Source organism: Ferrimonas senticii DSM 18821 (assembly GCF_000422665.1).
Classification (GTDB): Bacteria; Pseudomonadota; Gammaproteobacteria; order Enterobacterales; family Shewanellaceae; genus Ferrimonas; species Ferrimonas senticii.
Map to the genome: position 1 here is coordinate 123,266 of NZ_AUGM01000001.1, position 25,839 is coordinate 149,104.

General features: G+C 51.9%; 23 protein-coding genes. 16 read left to right on the plus strand and 7 right to left on the minus strand.

The genetic code is table 11. The features are described 5' to 3' along the window. Positions 1-6: 6 nt before the first annotated feature. The gene (gene hisG, locus G506_RS0100600; RefSeq protein ID WP_028115184.1) at positions 7-903 is read right to left on the minus strand and encodes an ATP phosphoribosyltransferase; all 897 of its coding nucleotides are present in this window, start codon (positions 901-903) and stop codon (positions 7-9) included. Positions 904-1,237: 334 nt separating this feature from the next. Between hisG and G506_RS0100605 the strand changes: the two genes are divergently transcribed. From G506_RS0100605 to G506_RS0100620, 4 genes are all read left to right on the plus strand, one after another. Continuing rightward, positions 1,238-3,220: a DNA repair helicase YoaA gene (locus G506_RS0100605; RefSeq protein WP_035386861.1), complete on the plus strand. Its 1,983-nt coding sequence runs from the start codon at positions 1,238-1,240 to the stop codon at positions 3,218-3,220. Next, on the plus strand, positions 3,220-3,912 hold the full coding sequence (tsaB, locus tag G506_RS0100610) for a tRNA (adenosine(37)-N6)-threonylcarbamoyltransferase complex dimerization subunit type 1 TsaB (RefSeq protein WP_028115186.1): 693 nt from the start codon (positions 3,220-3,222) through the stop codon (positions 3,910-3,912). Before G506_RS0100605 ends, tsaB begins: the two co-directional genes overlap by 1 nt. A 45-nt stretch (positions 3,913-3,957) precedes the next feature. After that, positions 3,958-4,239, plus strand: a complete 282-nt coding sequence (locus G506_RS0100615) for a hypothetical protein (RefSeq protein ID WP_156904743.1) — start codon at positions 3,958-3,960, stop codon at positions 4,237-4,239. Positions 4,240-4,352: 113 nt separating this feature from the next. Beyond that, complete coding sequence (locus G506_RS0100620) at positions 4,353-5,165, plus strand: class I SAM-dependent methyltransferase (RefSeq protein WP_028115188.1); 813 nt, start codon at positions 4,353-4,355, stop codon at positions 5,163-5,165. A gap of 62 nt (positions 5,166-5,227) precedes the next feature. Here the strand turns inward: G506_RS0100620 and gshA are convergent, their stop codons facing one another. From gshA to G506_RS0100635, 3 genes are all read right to left on the minus strand, one after another. Continuing rightward, positions 5,228-6,835 (minus strand): glutamate--cysteine ligase, encoded by a 1,608-nt coding sequence (gene gshA / locus G506_RS18305; RefSeq protein ID WP_169628054.1) that lies wholly within the window; start codon positions 6,833-6,835, stop codon positions 5,228-5,230. A 164-nt stretch (positions 6,836-6,999) separates the two neighbouring features. After that, positions 7,000-8,289, minus strand: coding sequence for an NAD(P)/FAD-dependent oxidoreductase (locus G506_RS0100630; protein WP_028115189.1), 1,290 nt, complete (start codon positions 8,287-8,289; stop codon positions 7,000-7,002). Positions 8,290-8,452: 163 nt separating this feature from the next. Then, positions 8,453-9,583 carry an S-(hydroxymethyl)glutathione dehydrogenase/class III alcohol dehydrogenase gene (locus G506_RS0100635; RefSeq protein ID WP_028115190.1) on the minus strand — a complete coding sequence of 377 codons (1,131 nt, stop codon included), beginning with the start codon at positions 9,581-9,583 and terminating at the stop codon, positions 8,453-8,455. Between the two features lie 307 nt (positions 9,584-9,890). Here G506_RS0100635 and G506_RS20230 point away from each other — a divergent pair, with 307 nt between their 5' ends. The 6 genes from G506_RS20230 (at position 9,891) to G506_RS0100665 (ending at position 17,182) form a co-directional block, all read left to right on the plus strand. Further along, complete coding sequence (locus G506_RS20230; protein ID WP_051201784.1) at positions 9,891-10,487, plus strand: prepilin-type N-terminal cleavage/methylation domain-containing protein; 597 nt, start codon at positions 9,891-9,893, stop codon at positions 10,485-10,487. Positions 10,488-10,908: 421 nt separating this feature from the next. Further along, on the plus strand, positions 10,909-11,778 hold the full coding sequence (locus G506_RS0100645) for an alpha/beta fold hydrolase (RefSeq protein WP_035386862.1): 870 nt from the start codon (positions 10,909-10,911) through the stop codon (positions 11,776-11,778). An 84-nt stretch (positions 11,779-11,862) separates the two neighbouring features. Beyond that, on the plus strand, positions 11,863-13,533 hold the full coding sequence (gene fadD, locus G506_RS0100650; RefSeq protein ID WP_028115192.1) for a long-chain-fatty-acid--CoA ligase FadD: 1,671 nt from the start codon (positions 11,863-11,865) through the stop codon (positions 13,531-13,533). Further along, positions 13,530-14,648 (plus strand): ribonuclease D, encoded by a 1,119-nt coding sequence (rnd, locus tag G506_RS0100655; protein ID WP_035386863.1) that lies wholly within the window; start codon positions 13,530-13,532, stop codon positions 14,646-14,648. Before fadD (G506_RS0100650) ends, rnd begins: the two co-directional genes overlap by 4 nt. Before the next feature lie 221 nt (positions 14,649-14,869). Next, entirely contained in the window at positions 14,870-16,537 is a 1,668-nt protein-coding gene (fadD, locus tag G506_RS0100660) for a long-chain-fatty-acid--CoA ligase FadD (protein WP_028115194.1), read from the plus strand. Between the two features lie 63 nt (positions 16,538-16,600). Then, positions 16,601-17,182, plus strand: a complete 582-nt coding sequence (locus G506_RS0100665; protein ID WP_028115195.1) for an HD domain-containing protein — start codon at positions 16,601-16,603, stop codon at positions 17,180-17,182. 2 nt (positions 17,183-17,184) lie between these two features. On the opposite strand, the gene G506_RS0100670 is transcribed toward G506_RS0100665, so the two are convergent. Next, on the minus strand, positions 17,185-18,159 hold the full coding sequence (locus G506_RS0100670) for a RecX family transcriptional regulator (RefSeq protein WP_051201785.1): 975 nt from the start codon (positions 18,157-18,159) through the stop codon (positions 17,185-17,187). Positions 18,160-18,535: 376 nt separating this feature from the next. Between G506_RS0100670 and hmpA the strand changes: the two genes are divergently transcribed. After that, positions 18,536-19,726: an NO-inducible flavohemoprotein gene (gene hmpA, locus G506_RS0100675; protein WP_028115197.1), complete on the plus strand. Its 1,191-nt coding sequence runs from the start codon at positions 18,536-18,538 to the stop codon at positions 19,724-19,726. 61 nt (positions 19,727-19,787) lie between these two features. On the opposite strand, the gene G506_RS0100680 is transcribed toward hmpA, so the two are convergent. Next, positions 19,788-20,576 (minus strand): Rossmann-like domain-containing protein, encoded by a 789-nt coding sequence (locus G506_RS0100680; protein WP_156904744.1) that lies wholly within the window; start codon positions 20,574-20,576, stop codon positions 19,788-19,790. A gap of 402 nt (positions 20,577-20,978) precedes the next feature. Here G506_RS0100680 and G506_RS0100685 point away from each other — a divergent pair, with 402 nt between their 5' ends. From G506_RS0100685 to G506_RS21290, 4 genes are all read left to right on the plus strand, one after another. Beyond that, entirely contained in the window at positions 20,979-21,425 is a 447-nt protein-coding gene (locus G506_RS0100685; protein WP_028115199.1) for a hypothetical protein, read from the plus strand. A 268-nt stretch (positions 21,426-21,693) separates the two neighbouring features. Beyond that, positions 21,694-22,455: an abortive infection system antitoxin AbiGi family protein gene (locus tag G506_RS20235; protein ID WP_028115200.1), complete on the plus strand. Its 762-nt coding sequence runs from the start codon at positions 21,694-21,696 to the stop codon at positions 22,453-22,455. A gap of 124 nt (positions 22,456-22,579) precedes the next feature. Beyond that, positions 22,580-22,753 (plus strand): hypothetical protein, encoded by a 174-nt coding sequence (locus G506_RS20795; protein ID WP_156904745.1) that lies wholly within the window; start codon positions 22,580-22,582, stop codon positions 22,751-22,753. A 154-nt stretch (positions 22,754-22,907) separates the two neighbouring features. Further along, complete coding sequence (locus G506_RS21290) at positions 22,908-23,309, plus strand: DUF6559 family protein (RefSeq protein ID WP_028115201.1); 402 nt, start codon at positions 22,908-22,910, stop codon at positions 23,307-23,309. Between the two features lie 181 nt (positions 23,310-23,490). Here G506_RS21290 and punC read toward each other — a convergent pair whose 3' ends face one another. Then, positions 23,491-24,669, minus strand: coding sequence for a purine nucleoside transporter PunC (gene punC / locus G506_RS18320; protein WP_035386864.1), 1,179 nt, complete (start codon positions 24,667-24,669; stop codon positions 23,491-23,493). A 146-nt stretch (positions 24,670-24,815) separates the two neighbouring features. Here punC and punR point away from each other — a divergent pair, with 146 nt between their 5' ends. Next, a complete protein-coding gene (punR, locus tag G506_RS18325; protein WP_035386865.1) occupies positions 24,816-25,715 on the plus strand; it encodes a DNA-binding transcriptional activator PunR in 900 nt (299 codons plus the stop codon). The last annotated feature ends 124 nt before the right edge of the window (positions 25,716-25,839 follow it).

Here is a 25,839-nt window from a genome sequence, read left to right on the forward strand (position 1 = left end):
TGCGGTTTACCCCAACATCTTCTCAATCGGCAGCACCAAGATGGAGCTGGCCCCTAAGGTCTTTAACTGTTCCATGGTGTCCCAGAACAGGGTTTCACTGGATACCGCGTGCAGGGCTACTCGGCTGTCGTCTTCGGCCAGCGGCAAAATGGTGGGGTTCTCCGCTCCGGGCAGCAGATCGATTACCTGCTGCAATTTGGCCTTAGGCGCGTGCAGCATGATGTATTTGCTCTCTTTGGCTTGAATGACGCCGTTGGTACGCACCAAAAGTTTGCTGACTAGCGACTGTTGCTCGTCGGTCAGTGGCCTTGGCCCTTGGATCAGGGTCGCTTTGGATTTGAAAATTACCTCGACCTCTTTCAGGCCATTGGCTTCTAAGGTGGCGCCGGTGCTGACTAAGTCGCAGATGGCATCCGCCAGCCCGGCACGAGGAGCAACTTCGACCGAGCCTTTGAGCATGCAGCTGGCGAACATCACGCCGCGATCGCTGAGGTAACGGCGCAGCAGATTGGGGTAGGAGGTGGCGATGCGGCAGTTTTGCAGATCGCCGGCGCCTTGGTAGTTGTTGTCCTCGGGTACCGCGATGGAGAGGCGGCAACCGCCAAAGTCGAGCCGGCGCAGTACGCTGTATTCGGTGGCTTGGCCCAAGGCGGCGCGCTCGAGGCGTTCCTCTTCCAGCACGTTTTCGCCGATAAAGCCCAAGTCGACCACGCCATCCATCACCAGACCGGGGATGTCGTCATCGCGGACTCGTAGAATGTCGATGGGCAGATTCTCGACCGGGCTTATCAGCCGATTCTCGCGAAAATTCAGTTTCAGGCCGCAGCGTTTAAGCAGCGCTTCGGTCTCTTTTGAGAGCCGACCGGATTTTTGCATTGCGATTCGTAAGCGATTGGTTTGCATCTTTGTTGTCCTTGTAAAACGAAAATCCCCTGGCACTTGCCAGGGGATTTGTCATTGGGACTGATGCCTGGCGGTGCCGTAAATAGCAGCCACCAGCGAAACGCCAACGGCTACCGCTTGATGTGATGATGATGGTGAGCGATAGCGTTGATAAACATGGCGTTGTTGAATCCTTGAAATTGGGTTGCTGTGGGCGTTTAGCTATTCGCCACAGATCAGATGCTTTTTACGCTAATACAGCCTAATTGGCTTGGCAATAGCCAATTTCGGCTTTTTTTAACGGCGCCTGCAAGCGGCTATGACATAATGCCCGCAGTTTATTTTTGGGGCGCAGATGAGTCGGTTAGCGAAAGAGGTGGCCTTGGCCTTAGGGCCAGATGGGATGTTGGCCAGTGGCATTAGCGGTTATCGACCGCGAGCGGTGCAGCAGCAGTTGGCGGCGCAGATCTGTGCCGCTATTGACGCCAAAAGCAGCGATGGCAACAGTAGCGATACTGAAAACCGCCAAGGCAAACGCGCGGCCAGCAAAAACGCGGTTGCCACCAACCGGTTGTTGGCCGAAGCTGGTACCGGCATTGGCAAGACCTTTGCCTATCTGATCCCAGCGCTGCTGAGCGGGCGCAAAACCGTGGTCAGCACCGGCAGTAAAAACCTGCAAGATCAGCTCTATTTCAAAGACGTTCCCGCTATTTTGTCGCTGTTTCCCCAGCCGCCGTTGGTGGCGCTGTTAAAGGGGCGCAGCAACTATCTGTGTCATTACCACCTAAATCGACGGCTGGCGGATCTGCCGGAGGATCCACAACTGGTCGATCAACTGATGCGGCTGCGGGCGTGGTCATCCGGCACTGAATCGGGCGATTTTGCCGAAGTGACCTCGGTGCCAGAGGGTTCAGTGGCGTTCTCAATGGCCGGTTCTAGCCACGATAATTGTCTCGGAAAACGCTGTCCCGAATACGATCGCTGCTGCTTAAAAGCCGCCCGCGAAAAAGCCCATCAGGCCGATCTGGTGGTGATCAATCATCATCTGTTCTTCGCCGATATGGCGCTGAAAGAGGGTGGATTTGGCGAGATTTTGCCGGAATTTGAACTGTTCCTGTTTGACGAAGCGCATCAGCTACCGGATGTGGCGCTGAACCATTTTGCCGAATCGGTGAGCTCGCGCACCTTGGCGGAAATCAGTCGCGAACTGGAGCGCGCCTACTTCAGCAGTCTGCGCGATTGCCGTCAGCTACAGGCGGCGGGGCAGCGGTTAAAAGCGGCCTACGCTGAACTGTATGAACAGCTGCTGGATCGCGGCAGCGATTGGCGGCAGTTGTTGCAAAATCCTGAGGTAGTCGCCGCGCTTGAACGGGTTATCGAGGCGTTGCAGTTTTGCCATAGCGTGATTAAGCCGCAACTTGGTCGCGATGAGATGGTCGATAATTGTTTTGAACGGCTGCCACTGATCTTACAACGACTGCAGCGGTTCCTAACGCCGTCGCAGCAAGCGTTAACGGTCGAGTGTCACCGTAATCACTTTGTACTGCGCAGTTGTCCACTGTCGGTGGCGGAGCACTGCCGTGACTTTTACCGCCGCTTTGGTGGCAGTTGGGTGTTTACCAGCGCCACCTTGACCGTTGGCGGCAGTTTCCAGCATTTTAGCCGCCAAATGGGCTTGGATAACGCCAAAGAGCTGATCCTCGACAGCCCGTTTGATTACCAGCGGCAATCGCTGCTGTGCGTGCCGCGGGATCTGCCGGAGCCACATCTTATCAATGCCCCAGAGCAGATCGCCAAGGTCGCCGAGCAACTGATTGAGGCCGCCGATGGTCGCACCTTTATGCTGTTCACCAGCTATCGGGTGATGCATCAGGTGGGGCTTATTTTGTCACGCCGCCTTAGCCAGCCGTTGTTGGTGCAGGGGCAGGGTTCCAAGCGCACCATGCTGACCAAGTTTCAACAACTGGGCAATGCGGTGCTGCTGGGCACCTCCAGCTTTTGGGAAGGGGTTGATGTTAGAGGCCGCGCTTTATGCTGTGTTATCATCGACAAACTTCCGTTTGCTTCGCCGGATGATCCGCTGATTAAGGCACGCTCAGATGAAGTGATGCGCCGCAATGGCGATCCTTTTCATGAAGTGCTGTTGCCGCAAGCGGTGATTGCGTTGAAGCAGGGTGTCGGTCGCCTGATCCGTGGCGAACAAGACCAAGGGGTGATGGTGATCTGCGATCCTCGCCTAGTTCATCGTCCCTACGGCAAGCTGTTTTTAACCAGTTTGCCGCCAATGGCTCGCACCCGCGAATTGGCGCACGCCATAGCAAGATTAAGAGAACTTTAATGTCCAACACCATCCTGATCCTCGATACCGCCACCGAAAATTGCTCTGCGGCGCTGTCTTTCCAAGGGCAACTGTTTGCCGATGAAGCCGAAGCGCCACGGGAGCACAGCCAGCGTATTCTGCCGATGGTGGAAAGCCTGCTAAGCCAAGCTGGTATTACCTTGAACGACATCGATGCCATCGCCTTTGGCCGCGGCCCAGGCAGCTTTACTGGCATTCGCATCGGCACCGCGATGGTGCAAGGGTTGGCGCTGGGCGCCGATAAGCCAGTGGTGCCGCTATCCAACTTAGCGGCGATGGCGCAAGGGGCGATTAATGCCGGTGCCAGCGAGGTGATTGCTGCTATTGATGCCCGTATGGATGAGGTCTATTTCGGCCACTACCGTGCGGTTGATGGCTTGGCGGTACTGGTGGGTGAAGAGGTGGTTATCCGCCCAGAAGCGATTCAAGCGCAGCTGGATGCCATTGATGTTGCCACTGTGGCGGTTGGTACCGGTTTTGAAACCTACCCGCAGCTGCTGCAAAACCCGCTGATCAGCATCAATGCTGACTGCCGTTTGCCAAGCGCGGCGATGATGATGCCACTGGCACAGTTCGGTTTTGCCAAAGGCGATGCGGTACCAGTTGAAGCGGTTGAACCGGTTTACCTGCGTAACGAGGTCGCTTGGAAAAAACTGCCGGGTCGCGAATAAGCGAGATTGGTTAAGGGCTGCAAGATGTAACCTAAGGATTGGATGATGCTGACGCCGATTGGATTAACTCGATTACCAAGCCAACCTAGCAGTGTCAGCGGCGCTCGCTCGGCGGCGGTGATTGATACTTCGGCGACGGCGGCCAGCGTCAATCAGGCCTTGGTGCTGCCAAGCTCAACGCAGGATTGGGCCCAATTTCAGCAGCATCGCAACTGTCTGCAACTGGATAAACCGCTTAACCGCGGCATCGACGTTTACACCCAAATTGCCCAACAACCGCTGCGGCAACAACTGCAGCAGATGGTGGGAGTGGATATGTGGGTGTAGTTGCACTTTGTTACAGTCTCAGCAATCTTATTCGAAATAGCGCAGCCATTGGTGGTTGCGTTTTTTTATGGCCGTTTGTTAGCTTGGCGTAGCTGAAATCATGGAGAGGAATCATGGCACTAACCAATAAAATCACCGTGGCGATGACGATGTTGGCGGCAAGCCTAGCGGCGCCGTTGGCGGCAGAAACCCAGCCAACCTTGAGCGCGGTAGCGGAGGGTAATCATCGCAGCGCAGCTCACATCGAACGTAACCAGTTCCGCCATCCGGTGGAAACCTTAGAACTGTTTGGGATCCACCCTGATATGACGGTGGTTGAGCTGTGGCCCGGTGGCGGTTGGTACAGTGAGATCCTGGCGCCTTATCTAAAGCCATCGGGCAAGTTTATTGCCGCCAGCTTTGATACCTCGGGCAAGCCAGACAGTTACCGAGTTCGGGTGGGTAAAAAGTACCAACAGAAGTTGAGCGCGGATCCGGCCAATTACGGCGATGCCGAGGTGATCGTTTTTAACCCGCCAGCCGATGCCAAGCTGGGGGTAGAGTCCAGTGTTGATATGGTGCTGACCTTCCGTAATCTGCACAACTGGGCCAAGGCTGGTACCCTAGAACAGGTGTTTCAATCCGCTTTTGATGTGTTAACCCCCGGTGGCGTGTTTGGGGTGGTTGAGCACCGAGGCCCATCCGGCGACAACTACGCCAGCGGTTATATGGAGCAGGATGCGGTGATCGCCTTGGCTGAAAAAGTGGGGTTCCGCTTGGCGGTTGCCAGCGAAATCAACGCCAATCCGAAAGACATCAAGGATTATCCCCGTGGGGTTTGGACCTTGCCGCCGGTACTGGCGCTGAAAGACCAAGACAAAGCCAAGTACCAAGCGATTGGCGAGTCCGACCGCATGACCCTGAAGTTCTACAAGCCAGAAATCTAACGGCTAGTCATCTAGTAAAGCCGAGCAACTTAGGTTGCTCGGCTTTGTTGTTTGTTGGGGCATTACGCGGCACTAATGTGGCGCTTAAGCAATTGTTGGTGGCGCTGTTGCAACTGGGCTAAGTGCTCACTAAATGGGATCTGCCGCTGGGTTTCCAGCTGCTCGAATTGTCGTAGCGATTCCGTAGCCAGCTGTTGATAGTGCCGCTGCCGTTCTGGAGTCAGCGGCAACGCGGTTAGTGTCGCCGCATGCTGCTTTGATAGATCATGAGTTAGCGCCAGATAGGACTGGCCACTCTGCAGCTTGGCTAACAGTTGCGCCGAAGGCGTTAAACTGACGTCTTGGCATTTGTCCAGCTGCGCTTGCCAGCTATTGCGATAGGCGTCGGTGCCATGCACCTCATCCAATAGCTCGGCCAATGGCAACATCTGTTGCAGTAGCTCCGTGGCCCAGTCGGTCAGGGTTTTGCGGCGATCACCATCTTGCAGTAACAGGCCGGGCTTACGCCCTTGTTGCACACTTAAAGCAAAGTTATCGAGGTTACGTTGATGCTGGACAGCATCAATCTGTGGGCTGGGTTGCAGCGCGCAGTACAGTAAAAACAACTCGATAAAGTGCGCCTGTTGCGCGTCAATGCCCAGCGGCAGTAATGGGTTGATATCAAGGTTACGCACCTCGATATACTGGACGCCGCGGCGCGCCATCGCCAGCAGTTGGCTCTCGCCTTTTTCTGCTACCCGTTTTGGCCGAATAATGCTGTAGAACTCATTTTCAATCTGCAGCAAGTTGCTGTTGAGCTGAGTCAGTGCGGTACCGTCTTGATTATCAAATTGCTGATAGGTCGGATAAGGGGTTTGCAGTCCTGCAGCGATGGTGTCGATATATTCATCCAGAGAATTAAAGTGCACCGCTAAGGCAGTTTGAGCATTGCTGCTGTAACCCAGATCGCTCATTCTCAGCGACGTCGCCCACGGTAGGTAGAAGGTATCGAGATCAAGTTGTTGCAACTGGGCCGGTACCGCCGCGCCAAAGAAGCTGCGATCCACCGCTGGTGACGCCCCAAACAGATAAGAGAGCAACCACGCCAACCGGCGGAACTGACGGATCAGCCCCATATAGCCATTTGATTGCCTTTCACTAGCCGCTGCGGTGCCATGGCCAATCAAGCGCTGTTGCCATTGCCAGAACTCATCGCTAAGCGACAAGTTATAGTGAATGCCAGCAATGGTTTGCATCTTGTTGCCGTAACGTCTTGCTAACCCTTGGCGATACAGATGCTTCTGATAGCCAGCGTTGTTGTGGCCAAACCAAGCGGGTTGGATCTGTTCATCATTACCAAGGCGGGCAGGCATGCTGCTGTTCCACAGAGTTTCGCCTGCAGGCAGTTGTGACAGCGCAGCTTGATGTAGCTCTTCGAGTGAGGCGATGGCCGCATCTGGGGTTATCGCTACGTCGGTAACCAGTTCCAACATCGATTCGGCGAAATCGGTGGTGATCGATGGGTGGGTCAGACTCGCCCCCAGCGCCTTCGGGTGGCCGCTCTCGGCCAACTCGCCGTTGGGATTTACCCGCAGTCCCTCTTTTTCCAAACCGCGCTGCATCGACAGCAAGTTGTGGCGGTTTGGGTGCTGGGCTAATTGCGCCAGTAGGCGTGGATAGGTTGGTTGCATCAAAATAACCTTTCGTAGCTGTGAATGGGTAATAAGCACAGCAAAAGCGGCACTTAGGCCGCGATAACGCCAGTAGAACGCTGGCGAAAAAAAACGGTCAGCGCCGCTACCAATGACATTTGGCAGCGGCATAGATAGTTAATTAGTTGATTAGTGGGATTGGCTTACCACAGCTTTAGACGCGGTCGAACCACACTGCTAAGGCCGCACAGCAGTAGCATCAATGCCCCCTTGATTGGGCCATGCAGGGCGATGATGTGGCGTCGGTACAGCGAGGCATACACAAACCGTGCTGGGCAACCAACTACCTGCAAGCCCCCACGCAAGAACGAGAACATGTTGCCGACGGTCTTGTAGTGGGCCAAGTTAACGAAGCTGCCGAGATCCTTGTAGACGTAACTATCTAGCTCTGCTTCGGGATCGCGCAGTAAGCGGATCAAGTTATAGCCGACAAGCAGCGCCATCTGGCGGGCAGTCTGCCCCCGTGGTGGCAGGAAACTGCCATCTGCTTGGGGGATGGCTGCGCAGTCGCCAAAGGTGAAAATTCGCTCATCGCTTAAGCTGCGGCCGCTGGCATCGGCCAGCAACTGATTGGCGCGGTTGTGTTCCAGTCCAAGAGTAGCCAGCACTTCAGGGGCTTTAACACCGGCTGCCCAGATCACCAAGTCCGCTTCAATCAGCTCGCCATTTTTGGTGGTCAGGCCCTGTGCGGTCACTTCGGTTACTTGAGTATTGCCGGCGACCTTGGCGCCAATTTCAATCAGCTTATCGTGGACCGCTTGACGCAGTTCCGATTTCGGCAGCGCCGGCATAACCGAATCGGAGGCTTCAACCACGGTTAAGTCCAACAAATCGGATTCTAATTGGTAGCCGTAACCGCGCAGGGTGTTGGCCATGTGAAACAGCTCGGCGGCCATTTCCACCCCAGTGGCACCGGCGCCGACAATCGCCACCTTCATTTTGCCAGTGCGCTGACCGCTGGCGTGCTGCATAAATTGGTTTTGGATCCGTTCACGCAATGCCATCGCTTGTTCGGTGAGATCCAAGGTGTAGGCGTGCTCCTTAACCCCAGCAATACCAAAATCGTTGCTGATGGCACCAATGCCGATCACCAGATAATCGTAATCGAGACGGCGCTCAGCTAAGACTTGGTTGCCGTGGCGATCGAACAACGGTGCCAAGATAACCTGACGATTGTCGCGATCAATTGCGGTTAAAGCGCCACGCTGGAACAGGTAGCCGTTGTGGGTGCCGTGAACCTGATAATCCAGGGCATTGGTGCCCTCATTCAAGCTGCCGGTGGCCAGTTCATGCAGCAGCGGTTTCCAGATGTGGTGGCTGGCGAGATCCACCAAGGTGATTTCGGCTTTGCCTTTTTTGCCCAGTTGTTGACCCAGTTTGGTAATCAACTCCATACCGCCAGCGCCGCCGCCGATAACTACGATTTTGTTCATTTTGATTCCTAACTACCTTGGTTCGCGTGCACCGCTTCGCCGCACTTGGGGGGAAGTGCTTAAACAACAGGCTACGGGTAAGTGGCGATGACGGCGCCAGCACAGCGCCGTCGAGTGAATTTGAAAACACTGAGGAGGGGATGCCCTCCTCAGTGGGTAAAACTTAACGGTTCATGTGCAACACGGTGCGGATGCTTTTGCCTTCGTGCATCAGATCAAAGGCCTTGTTGACGTCCTGCAACGACATGGTATGGGTAATAAAGTCGTCTAACTTAAATTCGCCGTTCATGTAACGTTCAACGTAATCCGGCAGCTCAGAGCGGCCTTTAACGCCACCAAAAGCGGAACCGCGCCATACCCGACCGGTCACTAACTGGAACGGACGAGTGGAGATCTCTTGCCCAGCACCGGCAACCCCAATCACCACCGATTCGCCCCAACCTTTGTGGCAGCACTCCAGTGCGCTGCGCATCAGATGGACGTTACCCACGCACTCAAACGAGAAATCGACGCCGCCATCGGTCATTTCGACGATCACTTCTTGAATCGGCTTGTCGAACTCTTTTGGGTTAACGCAATCGGTGGCGCCTAACTTGCGGGCCAGATCGAACTTACTTGGGTTGATGTCGATGGCAATGATCCGGCCAGCACCGGCCATTTGCGCGCCGATAATCGCCGACAGGCCAATGCCGCCCAAGCCAAAGACCGCAACGGTGTCGCCCGGTTGTACGTTGGCGGTTTTGGTTACCGCGCCCATACCGGTCGTCACACCACAGCCCAGTAAGCACACCTCTTCCAATGGCGCTTCTTTATTGATCTTGGCCAAAGAGATCTCCGGCAGCACGGTGTATTCGCTGAAGGTGGAGCAGCCCATGTAGTGCAAGATCGGTTGACCATTGATAGAGAAACGACTGGTGCCGTCTGGCATTAGGCCGCGACCTTGGGTTTCTCGGATCTTTTGGCACAGGTTGGTTTTGCCCGATTTACAGAATTTGCATTCGCCACACTCTGGGGTGTACAGCGGAATAACGTGATCGCCGACTTGAACGCTGGTCACCCCTTCACCGATGGCTTCAACGATGCCGCCGCCTTCATGGCCCAAAATCGCCGGAAACAGCCCTTCTGGATCATCGCCAGATAGGGTAAAGGCGTCGGTGTGGCACACGCCGGTGGCCATGATTTTGACCCGTACCTCGCCGGCTTTCGGTGGCGCCACTTCGACGATTTCCTCTTTCAGAGGTTGGCCTGCGGCCCACGCTACCATCGCTTTACACTGAATCGGTTGTGCAGTCATTTCGGCTTCCTGATATCACGTTAGTGAGAATTCGTTGACGATGGATAAGGCACATCGTCCGGTTGATGGCGCCATTATATTGGTCACAAACGAGTTGATAATTCCCATATCTGGCAATTGACTATTACCATCCTGTAATAATACCAATTGGCCAATGGCGATCATTGCTTTGCAAGAGTAGTCATCTCCTTCGCTGTATGAGCAGCATCTGCGGCTTTTCCTCAGTGCTTTGATGGCATGGCTATCTTTTACGGGCTGGCGGGGCTTACTATCAGGTAACAAAGGGTGGCAATAAGTGGGGGCAGGGATGAACAGGAAACCTGATGGCAATGGGCGGCTGCTGCTGCGGGGCTTCACCTTGGTGGAGTTGGTGATCGTCCTGTTACTGATAGCGCTGCTGGCGGTGGTGGCTTCAGTGAAGTACGTCGATTTGAGTGCCAATGCTCGGATTGCCACCCTAAAAGCGGTGGCGGCGGCGATGAAAGGCGGCGCCGAGCAGATCCGGATTAAAACCTACTTACCTGGCACCGAAAAAGTGCTGCTGGCTGATCAGAGCACCGACTCACTGAAGGTGCATCAAGTAACCCTGCCTGAATTTGGCACCACCGTTACCGTCTACAACGGCTACGTGCAGGGCCACTGGAATAAAGCGTGGACCTACATTCTGGATCTTGGCAAAACCATTGAGTTCACCCAGACCAATCAGATCTGCAGCAAAAACGATTTGTGCGGGGTCGGCAACCAACGCACCGCACCGGGTTTCCCAGAACCGCCGAATAACAGTCGTGGTTTGGTGTTGGTGTGGCTTAAGGGAATGAAACTGAACGACCAGTGTTACGCCTATTACAGCAATCGCCATGACGGTTTCGCGCCTACCATAGGGATTGTCGACAGTGGTTGTTAGGGCGTGTTGACCTTTGCCGTATATTTTTGCGCCCATTCTTGGCGACTTTTGAAAGTAAATTGAACTTGCTCGGTTTGTTTGCTGTTCCGGGGTCACTGGGGGCGCCTTGCAGGGTCGGACTAGCAGCTGTCACTCTTCGTCATACGATTTCGACGTAGAGCCCTGATTTTGATTTCAGAAGAGAGGGCCTTCAATCGCAATCCTCGATTGACAGCTGCTATCCTCGACCAAATTCTGAACACCAAACGTCAACACGCCCTAATTGGTTACAAGTTGTTTCTCCTACCCCGTTTTTGAAGCAGTTTCAGTGCACAGTTGTGCCATTGCGAGCAGTTAATAATCAAAGGTTTAGCTAAATTGGCATGACTGCTCCAACCAGTTACAATCGCCATCAAAATTGTGAAGTTGATCAGGATTCAGGATGACCTCTGTGGCAACCTTGGCGCCGCCGACACCGCGGCAATATCAGCTGGACGGCTTGAATATCGCGGCACAGCACTGGGGCAATGATGACGCGCCAATGCTGTTGGCAGTGCATGGCTGGCTAGATAACAGCGAAAGCTTTGCGCCATTAGCGCCTTATCTGGTGGCTGCAGGTTATCAACTGCTGGCAATTGATTGGCCGGGTCACGGTCATTCCGATCATCGCGGCGTCGGTGCCAGTTATCCGTTTCTGGATTACCTGTACGAACTGCATCAATTGATGCTGCAACTGCCAAGCGCGCCCGTGTGCCTGATTGGCCATTCGATGGGCGGCATTCTCGCCAGCCTTTATCTGGCCAGCTATCCACAGCAGTGTTCGGCGCTGGTGTCGATTGAAGCGCTGGGGCCATTAACCCAAACCCCAGAGCAGACCGCTAAGCAATTTCGGCAAGGGATCGAATCGCGCATTAAGGGCCGCCGTCCGGATGACAACCTGCAGTTGGCGCGATTGGTGGCCGCCCGTAAGGCGCTGACCGATTTGCCAGAGGCATTGTTAGAGCCGTTACTGCTGCGCAATCTGCAGCCTGGTGATAACGGCTATCGTTGGCGCAGCGATCCGCGCTTACGCCAGCGTTCGTTGCTGCTGATGAGTGATCAGCAAGCGCAGCAGTGGCTGTCGGAACTGACGGTGCCGACACTTATCCTGCTGGCAGAGCAGGGATTCTCTACACTGAAACAGGCTTGGCCTAGCCGCCAAAGCTGGTTTTCACAGGGAACACGAATTGACGTTGCCGGTGGCCATCATTGCCATATGACCCACCCGCAACAAACCGCTACGGCGATCATTGAATTTCTCGCTCGGCACTAACCTTGCCGAGCGAACACCTAATTACACAGTTACGAACGCCGCAGTATTAACCGCAGCAGTACTGTTCCATCAAAGGAGAACAGCGTGGAAAAACATTGGCTTGCCAGTTACCCGTCTCAGGTAGAGGCGGAGATCAACCCAGATCAATATCAGAACCTGTTGGAGCTGTTTGAGCACAGCTATCGCGATTACGCCGATCAGGTGGCGTTCATCAACATGGGCGCGGTACTGACCTACCGTCGTGTCGAAGAGCAAAGCCGTGCGTTTGCTGCCTATCTGCAAAATGATTTGAAGCTGCGCCAAGGCGATCGCGTCGCGTTGATGATGCCAAACCTACTGCAATACCCAATCGCTCTGATGGGCATTCTGCGCGCTGGTATGGTGGCGGTGAACGTTAACCCGCTGTACACACCGCGCGAGCTAAAGCATCAGCTGAACGATTCCGGTGCGGTGGCGATTGTGGCGGTAACCAACTTCGGTTTAAGCCTGCAAAAGGTGATCCACGAAACTGCGGTAAAGCACGTGATCCTGACCAAAATTGGCGATCAGCTTTCCGGTCCAAAACGCACCATCGTTAACTTTGTGGTGAAGTACGTGAAGAAGATGGTGCCTAAATACCATCTGCCACACGCGGTATCGATGCGCAAAGTGTTGGCCAAAGGCCAAACCATGCAGTACATCAAGCCGAACATCAAAGGCGACGACATTGCATTTTTGCAGTACACCGGTGGCACCACTGGGGTGGCCAAAGGGGCCATGCTCAGCCACCGCAATCTGGTGGCCAACATGCTGCAAGCCGATGCCTTCTTTGGGCCGCTGCTAGAGCAGGGCAAAGAGCTGGTGGTAACCCCGCTGCCGCTATACCACGTGTTTGCCAACACCGTAAACCTGCTGCTGTTTATGAAAAAGGGCGCGCAGAACCTGCTGATCACCAACCCGCGTGATCTGGATAACTTCATTGGCGAACTGAAACAGTACCCGTTCACCGCGATTACCGGGGTAAACACCCTGTTTAACGCGATGATCAACCACCCAGAGTTCAACAATGTTGATTTCTCGCACCTGAAATTGACCGTTGGCGGCGGCATGGCGGTACAGCGTGCGGTGGCGGAAAAATGGCAGAAAATCACCGGCGTAGCGTTGGTGGAAGGCTATGGTCTGACCGAATGTTCACCGGTAGTGGCTGCTGGTCGCTACAATCAAACCGAATACAACGGCTCCATCGGTTTGCCATTCCCAAGCACCGACATTCGTTTGGTTAACGACGCTGGCGAAGTGGTTGGCATCGACGAAATCGGCGAACTGCAAGTGCGTGGTCCACAGGTGATGCAGGGCTACTGGGAACGTCCAGAAGAGACCGAAAAGACCTTCGATGATGGTTGGCTATGCACCGGCGATATCGCCCGTATCGACAGCGATGGTTACCTTTACATCGTTGATCGTAAGAAAGACATGATTCTGGTGTCTGGTTTTAACGTTTACCCGAACGAAGTGGAAGACGCGATCGCACTGCACGATAAAGTGCTGGAAGTAGCCGCGGTTGGCCTGCCCCACGAAGTGTCTGGCGAAATTGTGAAGGTATACGTGGTTGCCAAAGACCCATCGCTGACCGACAAAGAGCTGATCGCCCACTGTCGTAAACATCTGACCGGCTACAAGGTGCCAAAACTGGTAGAATTCCGTGATGAATTGCCAAAGAGCAACGTCGGTAAGATTTTACGTCGCGTTCTGCGCGAACAAGAGGAAGCTAAATGAGTCAACTGCAATGGCAGTGGATTGACAACGACGCCGCACTGGCGTCGTTGTGCTTAGAGAGCCGCAGCAAAGATTTTGTGGCGATTGATACCGAGTTTGTCCGCACTCGCACCTACTACGCCCAGTTGGGATTGATCCAACTGTACGATGGCGTCAACTTAGCGTTGATTGATCCATTGGCGATTACTGATTTAAGCCCATTCTGGCAGCTGCTGGCGGATGAGTCGGTGGTTAAGGTATTGCACAGCGGCAGCGAGGATCTGGAGATCTTCGCCCAGCGCGGTGGCGTGGTACCGAAACCGCTGTTTGATACCCAAGTGGCTGGGGTGTTGTTGAATCTTGGTGCGGCGATGGGTTACGCCAAGCTGATTAAGCACTATCTGGATATCGATCTGGATAAAGGCGAGTCCCGCACCGATTGGCTAAAGCGGCCGCTGTCGGACGCCCAGCTCAACTACGCAGCTGCCGATGTGCTGTATCTGCATCAGATCTACCCAACCATGCTGGCGGCGATCACCGAGGCCGGTCGTTTGGATTGGCTGTGGCAAGAGGGCGAACGCGCTTGTCGTGGTCGTTTGGATCCTGAACGCCCTGAAAAGGCCTACCTGAAAGTTAAAAACGCTTTTCAGCTGAAGCCGAAGCAACTGGCGGTGTTAAAGTCGCTGGCACACTGGCGCTTGGAAGTGGCGATCCGCAAAGATTTGGCGGTTAACTTCGTTATCAAAGATGCGCTGCTTTTGAATATCGCCAAAAAAGCGCCGCGTTCACTGGCTTATCTAGAGCAGCTAGAGGGACTCGACGCGCGTACTTTCCAGCGTTACGGTCGCTCGATTTTAGGCGCGGTAGCGCGGGCGGATCTCGATAACCCGCCAGAGCCTATCGATCCGACCGGATTAGATCCTGATTTTCGGGAAGCGGTTGCTGAAGTACGCACACTCGTACTGAAGCTGGCCGAGCAACATCAGGTGCAGCCGGAATTTATCGCGTCGAAGAAGTTGGTTAGCCAATACGTTAACTACATCTGGCAAGACTGCTTTGGTAAGACTCCGGATCTGCTGCAGGGTTGGCGTGGTGAGATCTGCGCCCAACCATTGATGAAACTGGTACTTCGCTAAGGCGAAATGAGATTGTAAAAAAGGAAGCTTCGGCTTCCTTTTTTATTGCCAGTGAGATCTGCTGAGATGCTACTGGTCGAACCTGTGACGCCTGAGTAACGGATTGTGAAATATGGTTGATTTTTGGTGAGCGCAATCACATTATCCATTAAAACGATCGTTTGAACACGACGGTTCAAGAACCAGAAGCACAGGCCGAAAACGGCCGCAGAGGAGGAAAAATGGATTTTCCGTGGCTGCAAAGCTATCCCGACGATGTCCCCGCTGAGATCAATCCAGATCAGTTCAATTCCCTTGTTGACCTTCTAGAACGCTCAATCGCCGACTATGGCGACAAACCGGCGTTCTCAAACATGGGCAAAAGCATCAGCTACAACGAGCTGGATCAACAATCCAAAGCCTTTGCGGCGTACCTGCAAAACGACTTAAAACTAGCGCAGGGCGATCGGGTTGCATTGATGATGCCTAATCTGCTGCAATACCCAGTGGCGCTGTGGGGCGTGCTGCGTGCGGGGATGGTGGTGGTTAACGTCAACCCACTGTATACCGCCCGTGAGCTAGAGCACCAACTGAAAGACTCTGGCGCTAAAGCGATTGTGATTGTCGCCAACTTCGCCTCGACCCTAGAGCAGGTGATTGAACACACTCCAGTAGAGCATGTGATTTTGACCGAGCTGGGCGACATGCTCGGTTTCCCGAAACGCACCCTAGTTAATTTTGTGGTGAAGACCGTCAAGAAGATGGTGCCAGCCTTTAGCTTGCCGAAAGCCGTGCCATTTAATCAGGCGCTGGCCAAGGGGTCATCACTGCCGTATCAGCGTCCAGAGATCAACAACAGCGACATCGCCTTCTTGCAGTACACCGGTGGTACCACCGGCGTATCTAAGGGCGCGGTGCTGATCCATCGTAATCTGGTGGCCAACCTTGAACAGGTTTGCGCCTACCTTGGCAGCGACATTCTTGAAAACGATGAGGTGGTGATCACCGCCTTGCCGCTCTATCACATCTTCGCCCTTACCGCGAACTGCCTGCTGTTTATGAAGATCGGCGGCTGCAACCTATTGGTGACCAACCCGCGGGATATGCCGGCCTTTGTGAAGCTGCTGCAGAACAACCGCTTTACTGCCATTACCGGGGTAAACACCCTGTTTAATGGTCTGCTGAATACCCCAGGGTTTGATCAGGTTGATTTCTCTAAGCTGAAACTGGCACTGGGCGGCGGTATGGCGGTTCAGCGTGCGGTTGCCGAGCATTGGGAAAAGGTAACCGGCAGTCGCTTGCTGGAAGGCTACGGCCTAACTGAAACTTCGCCAGCGGCCTCATTCGCGCCTTATAACAGTCCCGGTTACGACGGCACCATCGGTATGCCACTGCCATCGACACAGATGCGCTTGGTGGATGAATTGGGCAATCCAATCAGCGGCGATGAGCGCGGCGAAATCCAAGTCAAAGGCCCGCAGGTGATGGCCGGTTACTGGCAACGTCCAGATGCCACCGCCGAAGTGCTGAAAGACGGCTGGCTGTCGACCGGTGACATCGGCGTGATGAGCGAAAAGGGCTACTTCACTATTGTCGACCGTAAGAAAGACATGATTCTGGTTTCCGGCTTTAACGTGTTCCCGAACGAAGTGGAAGAGGTGGTGGTTAGCCACGATAAAGTGCTGGAAGTGGCGGCCATTGGCGCCCCAGATGAAAAGGCCGGTGAAGTGGTCAAAGTGGTGGTGGTACGCAGTGACGACAGCCTGACCGATAAGGAACTGATCGCTTACTGTCGCGAAAACCTAACAGCTTACAAGGTGCCGCGCTACGTTGAGTTCCGCGATGAACTGCCTAAGACCAACGTTGGCAAGATCCTCCGCCGCGCCCTGCGAGAAGAGCAAGCCGCCTAACGTGGCCGATTTAGCAAACAACGCCTCGACTGATGTCGGGGCGTTTTTTTACATGGAGATTTTATGAATCAATTGGACGGTATTTTGCAGTTTCTGATGGCTATTGAGCAGTTGAAGGCGGTGGAGCGCAAGTCTCGGCCAGTTGGTCTTAACCGGTTGGAAAACTCGGCAGAACACAGTTGGCATGTCTGTTTATTGGCGATGACATTGGCGCAATATGCTAACCAAGCGGTTGATGTGAACAAAATGATTAAGATGATGCTGCTGCACGATCTGGGGGAGATAGGCGCTGGCGATAAGATTGTCTATGCCAGTGAAAACGCCAGCCATAAACAAGCGGAGCTTAGCGCTTTTCACGAATTGCTAACGCCGCTTCCGGCGTCGATTGCGGCTGAGATGTTGGCGCTTTACCAAGAGTTTAATTTAGGTGAAAGCCCAGAGGCATGTTTTGCCAAAGCGATCGACCGGGTGCCACCGCTGCTGCAAAACCTCAATGATAATGGCTTCAGTTGGCAGCGAAATAACATCAGTAAAGCGCAGGTGTTTGAACTGAATCAGCGCCACATTAGCGCTGGCAGCAAGGCGTTGTGGAACAACCTTGAGGCTAAGCTACAACAAGCGGTAGAGCAGGGGATCCTAAGCTGAGGCTATTCGCTTTGGCTTAACTCCTCAATGGCGTATTTCACCTGTTCGCTGTTGAAGCCGCGACGCATCAGATAGCCGTAGGCTTTGCTGCGATCTTGATGGCTATCTAACGCCATCCGTTTGCGTTCAAGGCAGGTTTTAGCGCTTTCAAACAGATCGATGTCGCCGCTGCGGCTGAGCTTATCGACCAACGCCTCTAAACCATCAATATCGATATGTTTGGCGCGCAGCTCTTGGCGGATCACCGCAAGCCCTTTGTGTTTACGCACCAATTTCAACAGTTCTCGCTCTAGGCTGGCCTTGGCGCCTTTAAGCTGGGCTTTGCTCTTAAGCAACTGCCGCTCAGGATGCTCGGCCAGTGTTTGATTAAGCTGGGCAGCGCTGAAACCACGGCGATAAAACTGGTTGGTTAACGCCTCTTTGCTGATGGTTTCCAGCGTTGGGTATTCCGCCAACAATTGCGCCACCATCACCGCTTCATCAATCCCCATTTCGCTGCTGGCGGTGATGATGCTGCGCTCAATCACCGCCGCGTCGATCCCTTTTTTCGCCAGCGTCTTGCGAATGTACGCCGCACCACGCAGATTGCTGTAGGCCTGCTCGCAAAAGTAACGGGCAAATTGCTCGTCACTGCGCAGATAACCCAGTTCCAAGCAGCGAGTCAGCGCCTGTTCAATCCATTCTGGATTATCGGTTTTACGGCCGAGTTTGCTGCGTAACTCGCTGATGGTGTGATCCCGCTGCGACAGCTGAAAAATCGCACTGTTGATGACGTTATCGACGCTTTTGGCTTGGCGTGGGCCGCTTGGCTTGGCACGACCGCTTGGTTTGCTGTCATCGAGATCGTCACGATTTGCCCCTTTGCCACGGCCCTTCGTACGGTCAGATAGTGGCTCGTCGTCGTATTCGATATGAAAGTCGTGGTGGGCGTCGTTGGGATTCAAGTGCGGGGTCCAAAAGTGAAGGGTCTTGGCCACCCTAACTAAGCGCACAAGGGCTGTCCAGTCGACATTAATCGGCTGATTAGTGGATAAACAACAGTGCGCAAATAGAGGTTTATAGGCGTGGCTAATCGCAGCCAGAGCGGTGCAAATCCAACCAGTTGTCGTTGGCAAAAAAAATCGCTAGTAAAATGCGCGGCAGTGTGTCAGGGAAAACGGCGTAACGCATCAGCATACACCGCTATTTCATCGTCGCCCACGCCTTTGTTGCCGGACTAAGTTACTGATTTTCTTTTTAGAGATCGGGCTCACTAGATTGTAAATTGGCATTTAAATCTAATTGATAGATAGCGGATGCACCTTTACCTTGAATTTAAACATGTAAAACAAAAACCTATTAAGGCCGCACTCTATGTTGGATTCAAAAACCATCGCCGTTGTTAAAAGCACCATTCCTCTGTTGGTTGCCGCAGGACCGGAGTTGACCAAGCACTTTTATCAACGCTTATTCCGCCATCATCCAGAGCTAAAAGACACCTTTAACTTGGCGCATCAACATAAAGGCGATCAGCCGGTGGCACTGTTTAACGCGGTAGCGGCCTACGCCAGCAACATCGACAACCTTGGGGCTTTGGCGGGCGCGGTAGAGAAGATAGCCCAGAAGCACACCGGCTTTTTGATCACCCCAGAGCAGTACGATGTGGTTGGTTTTCACTTGCTGGAGACCCTAAAAGAGCTGGGCGGCGAAGCGGTGACCGAAGAGGTACTGGAAGCCTGGGGTAAGGCTTATGGCGTGCTGGCGCAGATCTTCATCAACCGCGAAGCGCAGATCTACAACGACGCTGCGGCGGCGACCGGTGGTTGGCGTGGTACTCGCCAGTTCCAGATCAGTGCCAAAACCGAAGAATCGGCGCTGATCACCTCTTTTGAACTGACTCCGGTTGATGGCCAAGCGGTGGTGGCTTATCACGCTGGCCAATACCTCAGCCTGAAACTGGAACATCCTACGCTGGAAAATATCGAGATCCGTCAGTACTCGCTGTCGGACGCCAGCAATGGTCAGCATTACCGCATCAGCGTTAAGCGTGAAGCCAACGGCATTGCTTCGAACTTGCTGCACGATCACTATCAAGTTGGCGATGAAGTGGCGCTGATCCCACCGGCAGGGGACTTCTTCCTTAAAAGCGACGATGCCGCGCCGGTAACGCTGATCTCCGCGGGGGTGGGCTTAACTCCGATGCTGAGTATGCTCAACCAGCGTTTGCCACAAGCACCCCACAACACTGTGTGGCTGCACGCTTGTGATAATGGTGCTGTGCACGCCTTTGCTGCCGACATTAAGCGTAAGCAGGCGCAGTATCCGGACTTTGCCGCTTACCATTGGTACCGCGAGCCGCAAACCGACGATGTTCAAAGCGAGCAGTATGATTTTGCTGGCACCATGAAGCTGGCTGAGGTTGCCGATCAACTGACCATTAGCGGCGATTTCTACCTTTGTGGTCCTCTAGCGTTTATGAGCGATTTGAAGGCGCAGCTGCTGCAATTGGGTGTGGCTGAAGCCAACATTCATTACGAAGTGTTTGGCCCTCACAAAGGGCTGTAATCGCAGCGCAGATAGACAAAAGCACGGCAATCGCCGTGCTTTTTTATTGGTTGTGTGCGGCTTAAACGCGGTAATCGGCTTTGGTTAAGGAGTAGCGCACCACCGATTCTTTCCACTTGTCGCCGCTGCGCCAGCGCTGCATAAACAGCGCGCCGTTAATAACCGCGCGGCCACCGACGATGGTGATCCCTTTATCGAACAGCAGTTCCGGCAAAATGCCAACGCTGGGGCCAACCACCGCAATCTCTTTGGCGTTGCCACAGTGCGCCAACAAACCATCGATGGTGTGGTTAATCAAGGTGGTGCCAGTGATCAGCACTTTGTCGCACTGGCTCAGTTTGCTGGCGTCAGTGGTAACCTCAAAGTTATCTGCCTGCTGCACCAGATCTTGGCGCAGTTCAATCACGGTTACCTTAATGCCGTCCGCCCGCAACTGTTCAACCAATGGCGCAAAAAAGCCAACCATGCCGACCTGTTCACCGGGTTGGATGTTAAGCATGGCTAGGGTGTCTTCGGCTTTGGCGTAGTGAAAGCCGCGCTGCTTTAGCATCAACTGGCTGATGGCATTAATCGCGCCAGCGCCGATAACCTGTTGCCAGTCTTGCTCACTGTCGCTGATCGCCGCCAGTTCCCGGACACTTTTGCCGATAAACGCCTGATACAGGTTTTCATCCTGCAATTTCGCAAAGGCACCACCGAGCTTGGTGTAGGTTAAACCAATGGTGCCGTCGTCCAACTCAATGGCAGCGAACTTGGCATTCGGGTTGTCATCTTTGGCGATATGAATGGCTTTGACATTAGGCAGATCCTGCGGCGCTTGCGCCAACAGCGTTTGATAGATACTGGTCATAGTTAACGAGTTGATGGATAAATTGCCACGATGATAGCGCTTGCCTGCGAGCAATAATGCCAAGTGGCGCAAGTAAAAGCGCAGTTAACCGAGCGAAAGTCGATCCATCATGTCGACAAATCCCAGTAGCTAGGATTTCTTCACTGCAGTTCACCGTAAAAACAGCAGGGATTGTATTCCAGTCAAGTGACTATGCATCACGGCGAGCTTGGTTTCCTACTTTTGACAACTCACGTTCGCTTTATTTCTAAAATCATAGCTGGTAGGTTCATTTAAATTACGAATCCAAATGAAAATTTTACCGATTCTATGTTGGTTGATATGTCACGATAGGATGCAAGGAAACCGATGGATAGGAGGAATCGTTCCTTCTAATAAGCTGTTAGGCATCAAGGAGGATGAATGAATCGTCAAGAGAACAGATGCCTCATAGCATCTTCAGCGTGTTGCTTTTTTGCAGCATTAGCTCATTTGGGATGTATTGTATTTGGGCCTGACTGGTATCGAATGCTCGGAGCCGGAGAAGCGATGGCACAAATGGCAGAGCAAGGGCTTTGGTATCCTACACTGGTCACGCTCTCAATAGCAGTAATTTTGTGCCTTTGGGGTATTTTTGCGTTAGCGGGGGCTGGCGTAATAAAGAAACTTCCTTTTACGCGTCCCATTTTAGTAGTGATAACAAGTGTTTTTCTCCTCAGAGCATTTTCATTCTCAGTACTAATGCCAAGCTTCCCAGATAATACCTTAACTTTTTGGCTGATAAGTTCAGGTACCTGTTTGTTGATAGGTAGTTTGTTTGCAGTTGGTACAAAGCAAGAGTGGTCGAAGCTCACTCAGGTAAATGCTTAACAAACTGCTCAAGAGGGATTCGCAACGCGTGGCATTTTCACTATGCGTTGAATTTAGTGATTAAGGTGGTTTGCAGCGCCTTCGGTATCGCATCGCTCACCCCTTAGCAGAGCGTTACATGCTCGATTGCATATCAGAATCAGCGTGTTATGAGCCACATCAAGCTTGATAAATATCATCATCTTAATTTGATCAAGTTCGGTTATTCTTCGAAATGAATCAATAATGGACCTTAGACTTTTAAAATTACATAGTGTGGAGATTTTTTATGGCTATAAGTGCAAGTTCACTAATACATTATACTAGTTCTGTAGATTCACTTCTTGGTATATTGAAAGACGGTTTTAAAGTGACCTACTGCCGAGAGTCAATCTACCTTAATGGTCATAATTATGTTATGTATATCCCCATGGTTAGTTTTTGTGATATTCCACTATCACAAGTAAAAGATCACATAAAAAAGTATGGAAACTATGGAATAGGGCTAACACGTGATTGGGCAACTAAATCAGGCCTAAATCCTGTTTTATATATCGACTCTAAGGCGAGTCTTGGTCGGTGTCTTGATATTGCCTACGATGCTTTTGTTCATGAGCAGGATGGTAATATTGATGATTTAAGTAGGCCGAATAGATGTTTTTATGACACATTTAGGTATATTAAGAATTATCAGGCAGATCTTATAAGAAAAACAGAAACACATAGGCAATATCGTTTTTATGATGAAAGAGAGTGGAGATATGTGCCTCCAATAGATGCTGACTGCCTAATGGTTATGGGGGAAGATATATATAACGGATTGGATAAGAAGGAGCTGATGTTGAGAGAGAAGGCAATGGATAAAATTGCTTCTCAAAAGCTAAAGTTCGATATGGAACATATTAGCTATCTGATTATAAATGACGATAACGAGGTGAACGATCTAATTTCCTTTATTCGTGAACATAAAGGAGACAGTGTAGTCTTTAATGACCTAAATAAGCTATATACCAAAATTTTGACAGTGAACCAAATATTTAGCGATTTATAGCATGTAACCAGGCACTGTAGGCGGATTTAAACCAGCCCGGCAGCGCTCGTCCCTCGCGAATTTTAGCCGGGCAAGCTGCTCCCGCAAAGTGGCGCGTTATGTATAATCAAGGAAGAAAATACTGATGTACCAAATTCCCTATTTTAAGAAATTCAAGAAGATAATAAAATGTTTTCGTTGTACCAGAAAATTTGAAGAAAAAATTGGCAAATTTCCTCGTTGTGGCAACATTGATGATGGTCGAGAATTAACGCAGTTTGTTGAAAAATATCAAATGGAAATGCAAGGTGGCGCTTAGTTAGGGAAGATTTTCATTATCATTACGATAATTTTTGGTTGTTTGCTTTTGTTGGTTCAACTATGAAAATGTATAATAAGACAATCAACTACGTGCCTTCAGCGCCGGACGCACGCCGGTTATTGAGGCGTTAAGTGTCTAGGGAAGACCGAGTATGCTCCAAAGTTTTTTCAAAAATCGTCGAATAAAGAAGTACGCACGAAAACTTCCTCAGGACTTGAAGGCTCAGTATGGTTGGAAAAATCACTACACAAAGCTAGAGGTGGATTCTGCAATAAAGCGAAAGAGGTTGGGTTCTAGCTCTACGGCGACAACGACTCATTGCTTTGCCTATGCGATGTATTGCACTAAAGAAGAGTTCGACCGGATTCATCAGGAGTTAGGTGAGACCTGTAATTATGGAAGCATGAGAAGTGATATCTCAGCACTCCTGTTTAACGGAGCAAGTGACTTCTCATTTTCATCGTTGTTGATCGAGTCATCGAGTCCTTCCTCTTCGTCAATTAGTGGATTTGATGGAGGAGGCTCGGATGATGGTGCCGGAGGCGGTGATTAGTAAAGACTTTTAACAAGGCGCTTTAGCCGGATAGCAACTGATGGATAAACTGCCACGATGATAGCGTTTGCCTGCGAGCAATAATGCCAAGTGGCGCAAGTAAAAGCGCAGCTAAAGGGAAGGGAGTGGGCTTATCCGCTCGACTACCGGAGACCATCCATATCCTCCGGTAGCGCAACAATTAGGCTGTGCGTCTTCTGAAGCTAATGACTGGCATGATCATGTTGCTGCCAGCAAAAAATATCACCAGCATCGCCGACATAGCGGCGGCAATTGCGTGAATCCCGTATTCAGCAAAGGCAGATACAAATGCACTGGCTGCGAAACAAAATACCGTTTGTAAAAAGTTAAACAGTCCAGAGGCCGTGGCACTGCATTGTTTGAAGTCCTCCAGTGCGCGATTGATAACTAATGGGTAGATTGCGCCATTGCCAATAGCGATAAAACAAAAGGCCACGACATAAGGTACAATGGTGGTCGCTGCAACTAGGTAGGCGTAGATTGAAATCAATAGAATGCTGACCACAGATAGTAGAATAAATACCGGTAAAATTTGTGAGTCTTTATATTTTTCCAATAGTGATTTGCAGGTGTAACCGCCAACAATAAACGCGATGGTTTGCGGGATATACCACAACCCAATTTCATTGTGTGAATACCCCATACTGTTCATAACGAATGGTGAACCGGTTAGCCATGCAAAAAATGTTGCAGAGGCAGCAGCGGATAACAGCATATTCCCCGTGAATTTTTTCGAGGTAATGATGCTTTTATAATCCGCCAGAATAGATCGTTTCGCAGTCGCAATCTTTTTGGTTGTCTGGTAGCTCTCTTTTTCTCTTAGGGTCATCAAGATAATGAGTAAGGTGATTACGATGATGGCCGCAAAGATCGCTCGCCAACCAAAGTGGGATTGAAGCACCGCCCCCAGTAAAGGCGCCAGCGCCGGTGATAGTGCGACTAGTGGCATGATCATCGCGAACAATTTCTGGGATTCCCTACCTTGATAGCGGTCAATCACTACCGCTTGCCAAATCACTGATGCACTGCAAGCGCCGATTGCTTGAATGAATCTAGCGATAAGAAACACTTCAATACTGCTGGAAAGCGCGATCACCACAGTGGAGCAGGCCAGAATGGCAAGACCAATCAAAAGCACTGGCTTGCGTCCGTATCTATTGGACAAAGGGCCATAGATCAGTTGGCCGATGGCCATGCCAGCAAGAAAGACAGTTAACGACATGCCGACAGCGGATTCCGAGGTGCTCATGTCGATACGAATGAACTCGAACGCCGGCAAGTACATGTCTGTTACTAGATAACTCAACATGCTCAGTCCAGAAAACCAGATGAAGGTCATCTTTGATACAAAATTATTCACTCTAAAAGCCTGTAATTTCAGAAGGTGCGACAAGGTAATGTTTGTGTTTGGGCTTGTGAAACACTAAATTTTCGCTCCAAGAATCAAAAATTTTGATTCATTTTCTATGTGCTATAGGTTGAAAGATGTTCTCCTATCAAGAGTTGCAAGTGGTTGAGTCGGTTAGTCGCAATGGTGGCTTTGCCGCAGCGGCGGACGAACTGCATAAGGTGCCTAGCGCCGTCAGCTATACGGTTAGACAGGTGGAAGAGAAGTTGGGGGTGGTGCTGTTTGTGCGCCATCACAAATCAATTGAGATAACCCCATCTGGTGCCTTTTTTGTTGAGGAAGCCAGAGAGATTATCTCCAGGCTAGACAACCTGAAACTGCAAACCAGAAAGGTCGCTAATGGCTGGGTGAGCGGTATCTCGATAGTGATCGACCATGCGATAAGTGAAGATCAACTCAACCAGTTAATTGCCGACTTTTATGCCGAGTATTCAGACGTTGAATTGATGATCTCCTCAAGGTCGTTTAACGGAATGTGGGATGCCATTGCCAATGAGCAGGCCGATGTGGTGCTTGGGACTACGTTTGCTGTGCCGATCATTCGACATTTAAAACATCAAAAGCTGGCGCGCGGTCATTGGAAGTTTGTGGTCGCTAAAGAGCACCCTCTAGCCGCTGAGACAGGGTTGTTAACCTCAAAGCAGATTATTCAATATCCGTTTATTCGAACCGAGGATTCATCGGCAGTATTGTTTAAACATGCGGCCTGGCAATTTGATAACCAAAGACGGTTAACTACCCCCAGTTGGTCCAGTGCCATTCCGCTTTTTGTGCAGGGGATTGGCATCGGAAGTATGCCTTCGCATCTTGCGGATCCACTCATTGCCTCAGGCTGTCTGATCGAGAAACCACTGCAAGTGAAGCCAGAGCATCCACTGTGTTGTGTGGCGTGGATTGATGACAAAGAAAACCCAGTGCGAGATTGGGTCGTCAACTACATCAGTCGCAAAAATCACAATGGCTGCAAGTGGGCGTAACTCCCATGCCCAGCGGTCTGAACACTACAACGATTATTAAAAGTGGCAGGATAGCCGTCGCACGCCCGCTTTTGACAGCTTACGTCTGCCTTTTCTGCGAGAATTACCGAGATCATGTAATGTA

Excerpts from the sequence above, each read along its gene's own strand:
- hisG (WP_028115184.1), bottom strand. The coding sequence starts at position 903 with ATGCAAACCAATCGCTTACGAATCGCAATGCAAAAATCCGGTCGGCTC.
- G506_RS0100605 (WP_035386861.1), top strand. The coding sequence starts at position 1,238 with ATGAGTCGGTTAGCGAAAGAGGTGGCCTTGGCCTTAGGGCCAGATGGG.
- tsaB (WP_028115186.1), top strand. The coding sequence starts at position 3,220 with ATGTCCAACACCATCCTGATCCTCGATACCGCCACCGAAAATTGCTCT.
- G506_RS0100615 (WP_156904743.1), top strand. The coding sequence starts at position 3,958 with ATGCTGACGCCGATTGGATTAACTCGATTACCAAGCCAACCTAGCAGT.
- G506_RS0100620 (WP_028115188.1), top strand. The coding sequence starts at position 4,353 with ATGGCACTAACCAATAAAATCACCGTGGCGATGACGATGTTGGCGGCA.
- gshA (WP_169628054.1), bottom strand. The coding sequence starts at position 6,835 with ATGCAACCAACCTATCCACGCCTACTGGCGCAATTAGCCCAGCACCCA.
- G506_RS0100630 (WP_028115189.1), bottom strand. The coding sequence starts at position 8,289 with ATGAACAAAATCGTAGTTATCGGCGGCGGCGCTGGCGGTATGGAGTTG.
- G506_RS0100635 (WP_028115190.1), bottom strand. The coding sequence starts at position 9,583 with ATGACTGCACAACCGATTCAGTGTAAAGCGATGGTAGCGTGGGCCGCA.
- G506_RS20230 (WP_051201784.1), top strand. The coding sequence starts at position 9,891 with ATGAACAGGAAACCTGATGGCAATGGGCGGCTGCTGCTGCGGGGCTTC.
- G506_RS0100645 (WP_035386862.1), top strand. The coding sequence starts at position 10,909 with ATGACCTCTGTGGCAACCTTGGCGCCGCCGACACCGCGGCAATATCAG.
- rnd (WP_035386863.1), top strand. The coding sequence starts at position 13,530 with ATGAGTCAACTGCAATGGCAGTGGATTGACAACGACGCCGCACTGGCG.
- fadD (WP_028115194.1), top strand. The coding sequence starts at position 14,870 with ATGGATTTTCCGTGGCTGCAAAGCTATCCCGACGATGTCCCCGCTGAG.
- G506_RS0100665 (WP_028115195.1), top strand. The coding sequence starts at position 16,601 with ATGAATCAATTGGACGGTATTTTGCAGTTTCTGATGGCTATTGAGCAG.
- hmpA (WP_028115197.1), top strand. The coding sequence starts at position 18,536 with ATGTTGGATTCAAAAACCATCGCCGTTGTTAAAAGCACCATTCCTCTG.
- G506_RS0100680 (WP_156904744.1), bottom strand. The coding sequence starts at position 20,576 with ATGACCAGTATCTATCAAACGCTGTTGGCGCAAGCGCCGCAGGATCTG.
- G506_RS0100685 (WP_028115199.1), top strand. The coding sequence starts at position 20,979 with ATGAATCGTCAAGAGAACAGATGCCTCATAGCATCTTCAGCGTGTTGC.
- G506_RS20235 (WP_028115200.1), top strand. The coding sequence starts at position 21,694 with ATGGCTATAAGTGCAAGTTCACTAATACATTATACTAGTTCTGTAGAT.
- G506_RS20795 (WP_156904745.1), top strand. The coding sequence starts at position 22,580 with ATGTACCAAATTCCCTATTTTAAGAAATTCAAGAAGATAATAAAATGT.
- G506_RS21290 (WP_028115201.1), top strand. The coding sequence starts at position 22,908 with ATGCTCCAAAGTTTTTTCAAAAATCGTCGAATAAAGAAGTACGCACGA.
- punC (WP_035386864.1), bottom strand. The coding sequence starts at position 24,669 with ATGACCTTCATCTGGTTTTCTGGACTGAGCATGTTGAGTTATCTAGTA.
- punR (WP_035386865.1), top strand. The coding sequence starts at position 24,816 with ATGTTCTCCTATCAAGAGTTGCAAGTGGTTGAGTCGGTTAGTCGCAAT.